This is a genomic window from Microcoleus sp. Pol11C2 (assembly GCF_036701505.1).
In the GTDB taxonomy this organism is placed as follows: Bacteria; Cyanobacteriota; Cyanobacteriia; order Cyanobacteriales; family Microcoleaceae; genus Microcoleus.
This window is the reverse complement of sequence record NZ_JAUBQX010000052.1, coordinates 33,115-41,644: the sequence shown is the minus strand read 5'-3', so window position 1 is coordinate 41,644 and position 8,530 is coordinate 33,115. Positions and strand designations below refer to the sequence as shown.

The window sequence follows — 8,530 nt, the reverse complement described above, 5'->3', positions numbered from 1 at the left end:
TAAGCTCAACCTTTGTTTTATTAGGCTGATGATTAGAAGGCTTGCACCCTCTTCTTAGATGTCAAATGGGTTCTATATATAGCAATCCTCGCATCATTTGTGAGTTTCTTACTTCCTCCCCGTGGGTTCGGGGAGGATTGGGGTGGGGTAAAAAGTTTACGACTCCTGCAAGGATTGCTATATCTGCCAATTGCCTAAGTCCTAAAAGATTTAAAAGACTCGGCTTCCTACGATCGAACTCAGGTATCCAATAAATGGCTGTTTTGGCTGTCACCGTTAGCCTATCCGCTGGCGTTTTTGCCAATATACAGCACTTTCCGATGTTATGAGGTACAATTAAGAACTAAAGTGAAAAGCATCTGATGGTGAAAGTTAATGAAATCCTATTCTCTCGATCTCCGCTCAAAAATAGTGGTAGCGCACTTGGTAGAAAAGATGTCGATTAGAAAAGTAGCCATTCGGTTTGGTGTTGCTAAAAGTCTGGTCCAAAAACTGGTCAAGCAGCAACAAAGTGAGGGAAACTTACTTCCCAAACACAGGGGAAAACCGCGATTCAGCCCTTTGGCTGGTGCAGAAACAGAAGTGAGAGCATTAGTCGCCGGGCACCCTGATGCTACTTTAGACGAATTGTGCGAATTATGGGGACAGAAGACTGGAAAATGGGTGAGTCGAACAGCTCTGTGCCGCCCCAAACAAAAATTAGGACTCAATCGTAAAAAAAAACCTGGTATAGTAGCCAAGCTGGAACAGAAAGAGTGCAAAAATTAAGAGTTGAGTATTGGGAGAAAATCAGAGAGTTCGAGGCCCAGAACTTAGTATTTTTAGACGAAACAGGGATGATGCTGGGAATGGCTAGAAGCCATGCCCGTTCGCCGTTGGGTACAAGAGTAGCAGGAATCAAACCATTTTATCGAGGAGCCAAAGTCACAGTTATTGGCGCAATTAGTCTTAAAAAAGTGCTGGCAGTAATGACCCTGAATGACTCAATGGACAGTTCAGCTTTTGCTGTGTTTATTGAGAAGTTTTTATGCCCTCAGTTGTGGCGCTTAAGCCGTAGTAGTAATGGATAATTTACCGGCCCATAAACTCACATCAATTGAGTCAATGATTGAAAGCGTAGGCGCAAGGGTTGTTTATTTATCCCCTTACTCTCCCGATTTTAATCCGATTGAAATGTGGTGGTCGCAACTTAAATCTTTTTTGCGAAAATTTTCTCCCAAGACCCCTGAAATGATTGATAGGATCATAGCAGTTGCCTTGAATTTGATGAATCCTCACCATTTAAAACATTGGTTCACTCATTGCTGCTACTGTACCTCATAGCATCGGAAAGTGCTGTAAGAGAACAAATAACGCACTTACAGCAGCGCAAGATCCTTGAAGCAACGGCGCGTTAACTCGATTCTTGCAGGTGCGTCATTATTGTTGCGGATGTCAATGTTTGTCGCAAAAAAGTAAACATTTTTATTCTTCTCTAAATAACCTACATACCAGCCAATTTGAGGCTTTGTTTGTTCTCCAAAGCTTGCCCAGCCTGTTTTTGCCCTAATTGTATAATCGGGAGTTTGTTCAACAATTATGATGTCTTTCACCAGAGACAGCGATCGCTCAGAAAAGGGTAAGTCATTTTTGTAGAGACGGCGCAGAAATTGAATTTGCTCGTTGGGTGTGATTCGCAGTTCTCCCTCTAACCAGAATTTGTCAATATCGTCTTTGTTACCGATTTTTTGGTTGCCATAACTGACTTTAGCTACCCATTTTTGCATTTGCTCGTGTCCGACTCGGCGGGCGAGAACTTGGTAAAACCAAACGGCGGAAAGTTTCATGGCTTCTCTCATATTCAAGTCTCGATTCCATGCGGGAATTTGCCTTTGAGTTCCATCCCAAGTTAGAACGGCAAGCTCATCTGAAATCACCCCTGTTTCTAAGGAAATCAGAGAGTTGAGAATCTTAAATGTAGATGCGGGTAAAAAAGCTGTGGCGTTACGCTGCGGGTTGTGTTGATAAAGCCGATCGCTATTCAAATCGTAAATCGCGATCGAGCCTTCCACTCCTAGCTCTTGAAAGTGCCGTCCAAAATTAATTGTCTGAGCCAAATCTCCTCCCCGCCGTGGAGATTCTTGCACTGGAGGTAGCACGGTTAAGGCTGATTGCGGTGGCCCAACTAAAACAAAAGTAATGCAGCCTAAGACAATTAAAATAACAGCGAGCGGACGAGAGATTCGGTTCATAAAGTTCAATAAGTTAGCCAACTCACAGGCAGTAATGTCACAGGGGCGATCGACTTGTAAGGTGCGTCTGACTTACGCTGTGTAAGAAACAATTAAGGTTGGTCGCTGACGCCACATACTATATAAAGGTTGCAATTGCGTAATTTCTCAACTATAAAACTGCCATAATAGTTAAGGCTACCAAACAGCTTAACTGAATTACTAAGCTGAAGAACCGAAACTTTGGATCGAGGCCCGCGATGTGAATCGCTGAATGTACAAGCCGAAATAGAATGTACACAACAATCAGCAAATCTACTGCTGTTCCTGAAACACCCCTCACAGTCAGAAGAAAAACAACTCCCAAATACAAAGGCAGGTTTTCTATCAAGTTGGATTGTACTCGAAATAGTCGCCAAAGCAAGCTGTCGTCGTTTTGTGTGCCGAAATCTTTTACAGCTCCGCCCGCAGATAGATGCCGCATTCTGACTGCTAGCAGCAGGATAACAACTGCGATCGTCCACAGGATGAAAATTGTTAAACCCCAGAGAGGGAAAGTCATATTTGTCGGTTCAATTTGCATCATCTTTCTACTTTGCGAAACTGCTGCTAACACTTTAGAAAATTTATCGGTCAAGACTCTTGCTCTGGCGTTCTCATTTTTAGCTAAAACAGCTTGAGGATGCTTCTATTCTGGCTGTTTTCAGAAATCGATAGATCGCCCACCAAGCTCACCGCAGCATCTAACCGACAAGTTGATGCTAACTAGAGTGCGATCGCATCTCCTGAGTGTCAATTCCAGCCGCTAGCAACCGAGCCTTTACAGATGGTTTTCGGCAAGGCGCTCGCACCATTGTATCGAGCAAGTGTTCGATCGCACCCGGTAGATTCTGGCAAAAACCAGTGTGTACCCGCGATGTCTGAACGATCGTGCTGCGGGGTGCTACGAGCCAGTGAAAGCGCTCTCTGTGCGGAAGTTGACCGATCGCGCCAGATTCCTTGCCGCCTGCACAAATGATGGGAATGACTGCTAGGTGATTGCGAATCATTTCCAGATCCAACGTTGAGTCGATCGCCATCAAGCGCTGTTCATCAATTTCTATACGGGCTTCGAGGAATTTTTTCGTACCGCAGGAAACGATCGCCCCCACGTTGATAAACTCCTCGCGCTCGACTTTGGGAACGACACGGATAATGGCGTAATCATAAAGAAATCGATCGGGCACTAATCGCTTCCTCCAAAAAAATATGTGGTGATTCTAGCCGATTTAGCAGGTACTCGATATAAGCATTCCGATGTTGGTTGCTATCGCTGAAAGGAGAATCTCCCACCAGCCAAGTATCAGGAATTAGTTTAACAATGTTACGAATGATGTCCGGGGTTAGCGTTTGACTCATCTTTGAATTTGCCGCTTCCAGCGTACTGGCAAAACGCAGCAGAACGTGGTCTTTGATTGCGGGAAAACGATCGCGGCTGCGCGAGAGATAATCTTTCCAGGTGTGGTGGAAGTAGAGGGCTGCACCGTGATCTATCAGCCAAAGCCGGCGGTGCCATACCAGCATATTGGCATTGCGCGACGTGCGATCGATGTTAGTCACAAAAGCATCGAACCAGACGATTTCTGAGGCCAAATCGGCCTCGGACTTCCCCGCTATCGGGTCAAAGGTGATGGAGCCCGGGAGATAGTCGAGGGCGAGGTTGAGGCCAGCACTTGCTCGGATCAAATCTTGAATTTCCGGGTCAGGCTCAGTCCGACCCAGTTCGGGATCGAGTTCAACAAAGACGAGTTCGGGGATTGGGAGCCCGGAGGCGCGAGCAATCTCTCCCGCTACTAGCTCGGCTATCAGAGATTTGGCTCCCTGGCCTGCACCGCGAAATTTGAGCACGTACATACCATCATCATCTGCTTCGACGATCGCGGGTAGCGACCCGCCCTCGCGTAAGGGAGTGACATATCTGGTAGCAGTGACTGTTCGCAAGCTGATACTCATGCTATTTTAGATTTTCGATTTGAGATTTTAAATGCAAAATCACTGATTTTATGAAGGTTGGGAGTACGGGCTTACAGACAGTTGGATTCTTTCTTGTAACTGGGGCTGATGTTAAGTAGTCTGTTTACTAAACTGATGACTAAAAGGACACAACAATGTTGTGTCCCTACGGAATTTTGCCAAATCTTGCTTTGAGACAGCCATTAGTCATCAGTTATTAATCAACTAATAACTCATGACTAACCACTAATCAGTTGTACTAACGTGGTCGATTCTCTCTAATTGCCAGAGAATTTGGTTGCCTTCGCGCCGCACCCGCGAAACTACCCAATTCCGCCAAACCCAGTTGTCTCCACGACTGGTGACAGCGCTGGCATTGACATCCATCAAATCAGCCAGTTCAGAACTGGTAATCAAGTAGCCTTTCGTCGCAACCTCGTCGGCGATGTGCAACGTTTCGATCAGATTGCGGAGGTCTTGAACCCTCACCTCGCGGGGCAAGTTCTCCAGGGTATCGGCAGTTGAATCCATCATGGTAGAGTTGGAGATCGGAAGGTCAGAAGTTATGACATAGGATTCTATCGTTTTGTTACCAGTTGCGTCCGTTTCTTCCGAAACAATTGTGTTTTCCCAACCTAGAGGCGGTGCGGCCGCGCTAACCAAAGTTCGCGCCTGAGTCTCACCTGCCGTTGGTTTCTGCTGTTGCAGTTCGGGAGTGAGATTGTGCGAGAAGCTGCGGGCGATTTCATCGCATCTGTCGTTGTAGAAGTCGCCGGAGTGGCCGCGGACGTGTTCCCACTTGATGTGCCGGGAATTCAGCTTGTCTAGCCGGTGCCAAAGGTCTTGGTTGACAACATCTTTGCCGGTTGAGGTTTTCCAGCCTTTATTTTTCCAGCCTTGAATCCATTTAGTGATGCCGTTTTTAACGTATTCGCTGTCGGTGTAAACGGTGACTGGTTCGGTTTGACCGGAATTGGCAAAAAATTCCAGCGCAGCGACGGCCGCCTGCATTTCCATGCGGTTGTTAGTAGTTTGGGGGTCTCCACCCCCGAGTTCGTGACAGTTGCCATCGGCGAAGCAAACTACTGCACCCCAGCCACCTGGGCCTGGGTTGCCGGAACAAGCGCCGTCTGTGTAGAGGCTTTTGATTTTGGGAGTTGTCATGAGCGAATTAATTTGTTATTTAGAGGTAACTTGTTTGCAAGTGCGATAATTAAGGCAATTGAGATAGTTTTACTTGGTGCTATGAAAAATGCCAATTTAAAGATTAAAAAGGTTGCGCTATTTATTTGTCCGTTTTCTTTGTTAATTTTTAATACTTTCGCGCAAGCACAGCCCATAGTGCCTGCTGCTGACGGTACGGGTACTGTTGTCACCCCCAGCGGCAACCGCTATGATATCAACGGCGGCAGTTTGTCGGGAGACGGCGCGAATCTTTTTCACAGTTTTGGGCAGTTTGGCTTGAATGAAGGTCAAATTGCTAATTTTCTGACTAATTCGGCTATTCAGAATATATTAGCTCGAATTGCGGGCGGGGACGCTTCGCTAATTAACGGTTTAATTACTGTCACGGGCGGCAATTCTAATCTTTTTTTAATTAATCCTGCGGGGATTGTGTTTGGCCCGAACGCCAGTTTGAATGTGCCGGCTGCTTTTACTGCAACTACTGCTACTGGTGTCGGTTTTGGCTCAAATTGGTTTAATGCTGCGGGTACAAATAATTTTAGTGCCTTGGTTGGTACGCCAAATGCTTTTTATTTTAGTGCGGGTGTACCGGGAAGTATTGTTAATGCTGGCAATTTAGCAGTGACTACTGGGCAAAATTTGGCTTTGCTTGGCGGTACGGTTGTTAGTACCGGGCAGTTGTCGGCTGCGGGCGGGCAAATTACTGTTGCTGCTGTTGCGGGCGGAAATGTTCTCCGCATTAGTCAACCGGGGCATTTGTTGAATTTGGAAATAGCAACGGGCGGAAATTTTGGTAATTCTCAACAGACTATGAATCCTGTTTCTTTGCCGCAGTTACTGACAGGTACTGGGCAAAATCAGGCGGCGGGTGTTGCGGTTGCGGATGACGGTTCTGTGCGGCTTGTGGGTTCTGGTTTGCAGGTGAATTCTGGGGATGTGGCGATTGCTGCTAATGTGTCTGGGCTGCCGCAGTTGAATGCGGGAAGTGCGAATTTATGGGCTGCGGAAAATCTCACGTTAGCAGGCGCTAGGCTTCAAACTACGGGGGATTTGAGTTTGCTGGGTGGGGATGCGGTGCGGGTCAGAGACAACGCCCAGAATCCTTTTTTGGCCAAGGCTGGGGGGAATTTATACATTCAGGGCGATCGTACTATTGATATTCTCACTCAAAATGCGATCGGCGGCTTATCTCTTCCCCCGCAATTCCAAAGCGGCGGCAATTTGAGTTTGGTTAGCAACGGCATTATTTCGGGGGATTCCCACTTTGTTTCTGGTGGCAATTTTTCGATTCGCAATTTGTCGGGAATGCCGGGGAACTTTGTCAGTTTATTTGACCCGATTATCAGTTCGGAAGGAGATGTTTTTTTTGGAGATTATACCGGAGTTTCGCTGAAAGTCGAGGCTAAGGGAAGCATTATTGCCGAGGATATTACAATTACCGGCCCCGATATTGCATTGGGTAGGGAAAGTGTGAATCCCGACGACCCAGATCTTGCTATTTTAAGCAGCAGTCCGGCCTTAATTCTGCGGGCGGGAGTGGCAAATCTGCTAAATCCTCCTACTAACAGTTTAGATGAAGATTCGATATTTACAAGTCCACTTTTATCAAGCAATTTGATTTCGGTTGAAAATATTTCTGTTGGTGGGCCTGTAATTTTGTCAGCGCCGGGAAGTATCGCAACTAGAGATATTAATGCCGGTCAAATTAATCTGGAAAGTAGGGAAGCGGGAGTGCTGGTTGGGGGCAGATTAACGTCTAGTTCGACAATTAATATTCAAGCTAATGACAATATTATATTGACAAGTGATATTTTTCGTGCTGATATCAACGGCAGTATTAGTCTGAATACTGTTCGGGGGAATATCGTCACAGGATCGATCGATACTGGGACTTCCGGGGCGATCGTACTCAGAGCTTTTGGCAATGTGAATTTTGGGACTTTGCAGGGATCGAATGTTGATATTACCAGTAACTCCGGGGCATTGGGAGTTTTGACTGATGCCAATACCATTGTGCCTAATACTACACCTGTCAATATTACAGCAACTGAGAATATCAATTTGACAGCTTTTAGGGACTTAACGGTCGGCAATCTCACCGCTGCGACTGTCAATGCTAGCAGCAGTACGGGGAGTGTCGCTACGGGGGCGATCGCTACTTCTGGAGATGTCAGAATTGTAGCAGGACAGCAAATCAATACAGGGGTAATAACTGTTAATCCTGTCGCCACAAATCCAGTTAATCCCATTATCCCTACAGTCAATCTGGACGCCCTAACTAATATTAGCGTTGATTCCATCAATGCTCCAGCGGCTAGGATTGCTTTGAAAGCAACCAGCAACTTAAATGCACAGAGTTTGCTGGGGGGTTCAGTCGATATCAATAGCGATCGGGGAAATATTGCGATCGGTAATACTACATCTCTTGGAAATATTAATATAATAGGTTCGGGAAATGTAAATTCGGGGGATTTACTGGGAACAAAAGTTAATGTAAATAGCACTTCGGGAATTATTGAGACTGGACGCGCCACAGCAACAGAAACTACTGTCAATTTAACAGCGCCGCTTGATGTGAATTCAGGAGATTTACGGGGAGTTGGAGTTAATGTAACTAGCAATACGGGAAGGATTGATATTGGCAATACCGACGCCACAACAGGAAATGTCACTTTAAGAGCGCCGCTAGATGTGAATTTAGGGGATTTGCGGGGAGTTGAAGTTGATGTCACTAGCAGCAGGGGAACTGTCAGCACTGGCAATATAGATGGTTCGGGAATTGTGAGGATTTTAGCCGGAAACGAAATCAGAATTGAGCGAATAAATGTTAATCCGATGGGGTTAGATCGACCTCCGACAGTCACTCTTAATGCCCAAAATGATATCAGTGTTGCATCCATAAATGCTCCGGGCGGTAACGTTAATATAGAAACTCCCAATTTTGTTCGAGTAACTGATACTTTCAACAACCAAAACGGTACTCCAGTTAGCATCTCGACTGTTAGGGGCGATCGGGCCGGATCGGTTGCGATTCGCCACGGCGGCGGCGATAGGAATCCGCCGATACCTTTTGTGGAAGGAGATGCGAGAATTAACGGTAGTGCTGCGCCGATCGATGGCGCTGTCAATATTATTCCGCCAAC

Annotated in this window: 9 protein-coding genes; 4 read left to right on the top strand and 5 right to left on the bottom strand. The window is 46.2% G+C overall.

Annotation, left to right across the window (positions count from 1 at the left end):
• Positions 1–375 precede the first annotated feature (375 nt).
• Genes QUA42_RS22830 through QUA42_RS27865 form a run of 3 tightly spaced genes read left to right on the top strand, consistent with a single transcriptional unit; the run spans position 376 to position 1,323 of the window.
• Positions 376–768 (top strand): transposase, encoded by a 393-nt coding sequence (locus QUA42_RS22830; RefSeq protein ID WP_333140318.1) that lies wholly within the window; start codon positions 376–378, stop codon positions 766–768.
• On the top strand, positions 756–1,070 hold the full coding sequence (locus tag QUA42_RS22825) for a transposase (protein ID WP_333140316.1): 315 nt from the start codon (positions 756–758) through the stop codon (positions 1,068–1,070). The genes QUA42_RS22830 and QUA42_RS22825 overlap by 13 nt, the downstream gene beginning before the upstream one ends.
• The gene (locus tag QUA42_RS27865) at positions 1,063–1,323 is read left to right on the top strand and encodes a transposase (protein ID WP_445301352.1); all 261 of its coding nucleotides are present in this window, start codon (positions 1,063–1,065) and stop codon (positions 1,321–1,323) included. The genes QUA42_RS22825 and QUA42_RS27865 overlap by 8 nt, the downstream gene beginning before the upstream one ends.
• A 35-nt stretch (positions 1,324–1,358) precedes the next feature.
• On the opposite strand, the gene blaOXA is transcribed toward QUA42_RS27865, so the two are convergent.
• The 5 genes from blaOXA to rnhA all read right to left on the bottom strand — a co-directional run bounded on the left by blaOXA (position 1,359) and on the right by rnhA (position 5,366).
• On the bottom strand, positions 1,359–2,231 hold the full coding sequence (gene blaOXA / locus QUA42_RS22820) for a class D beta-lactamase (RefSeq protein ID WP_333140314.1): 873 nt from the start codon (positions 2,229–2,231) through the stop codon (positions 1,359–1,361).
• 151 nt (positions 2,232–2,382) lie between these two features.
• Positions 2,383–2,796, bottom strand: a complete 414-nt coding sequence (locus QUA42_RS22815; RefSeq protein ID WP_333140312.1) for an MAPEG family protein — start codon at positions 2,794–2,796, stop codon at positions 2,383–2,385.
• 175 nt (positions 2,797–2,971) lie between these two features.
• Entirely contained in the window at positions 2,972–3,436 is a 465-nt protein-coding gene (locus tag QUA42_RS22810; protein WP_333140311.1) for a DUF3037 domain-containing protein, read from the bottom strand.
• Positions 3,414–4,202, bottom strand: coding sequence for a HipA family kinase (locus QUA42_RS22805; protein ID WP_333140309.1), 789 nt, complete (start codon positions 4,200–4,202; stop codon positions 3,414–3,416). The genes QUA42_RS22810 and QUA42_RS22805 overlap by 23 nt, the downstream gene beginning before the upstream one ends.
• A gap of 246 nt (positions 4,203–4,448) precedes the next feature.
• Positions 4,449–5,366 (bottom strand): ribonuclease HI, encoded by a 918-nt coding sequence (gene rnhA / locus QUA42_RS22800; protein WP_333140307.1) that lies wholly within the window; start codon positions 5,364–5,366, stop codon positions 4,449–4,451.
• Between the two features lie 81 nt (positions 5,367–5,447).
• On the opposite strand from rnhA, the gene QUA42_RS22795 reads away from it, so the two are divergent.
• Positions 5,448–8,530, top strand: a 3,083-nt coding sequence (locus QUA42_RS22795) for a two-partner secretion domain-containing protein (protein WP_333140305.1), incomplete at its 3' end; no start/stop codon positions are given.

Bases quoted from the DNA above. Each gene is read 5' to 3' on its own strand.
- QUA42_RS27865 (WP_445301352.1), top strand. From the start codon at position 1,063: ATGGATAATTTACCGGCCCATAAACTCACATCAATTGAGTCAATGATT.
- QUA42_RS22815 (WP_333140312.1), bottom strand. From the start codon at position 2,796: ATGATGCAAATTGAACCGACAAATATGACTTTCCCTCTCTGGGGTTTA.
- rnhA (WP_333140307.1), bottom strand. From the start codon at position 5,366: ATGACAACTCCCAAAATCAAAAGCCTCTACACAGACGGCGCTTGTTCC.
- QUA42_RS22830 (WP_333140318.1), top strand. From the start codon at position 376: ATGAAATCCTATTCTCTCGATCTCCGCTCAAAAATAGTGGTAGCGCAC.
- QUA42_RS22805 (WP_333140309.1), bottom strand. From the start codon at position 4,202: ATGAGTATCAGCTTGCGAACAGTCACTGCTACCAGATATGTCACTCCC.
- blaOXA (WP_333140314.1), bottom strand. From the start codon at position 2,231: ATGAACCGAATCTCTCGTCCGCTCGCTGTTATTTTAATTGTCTTAGGC.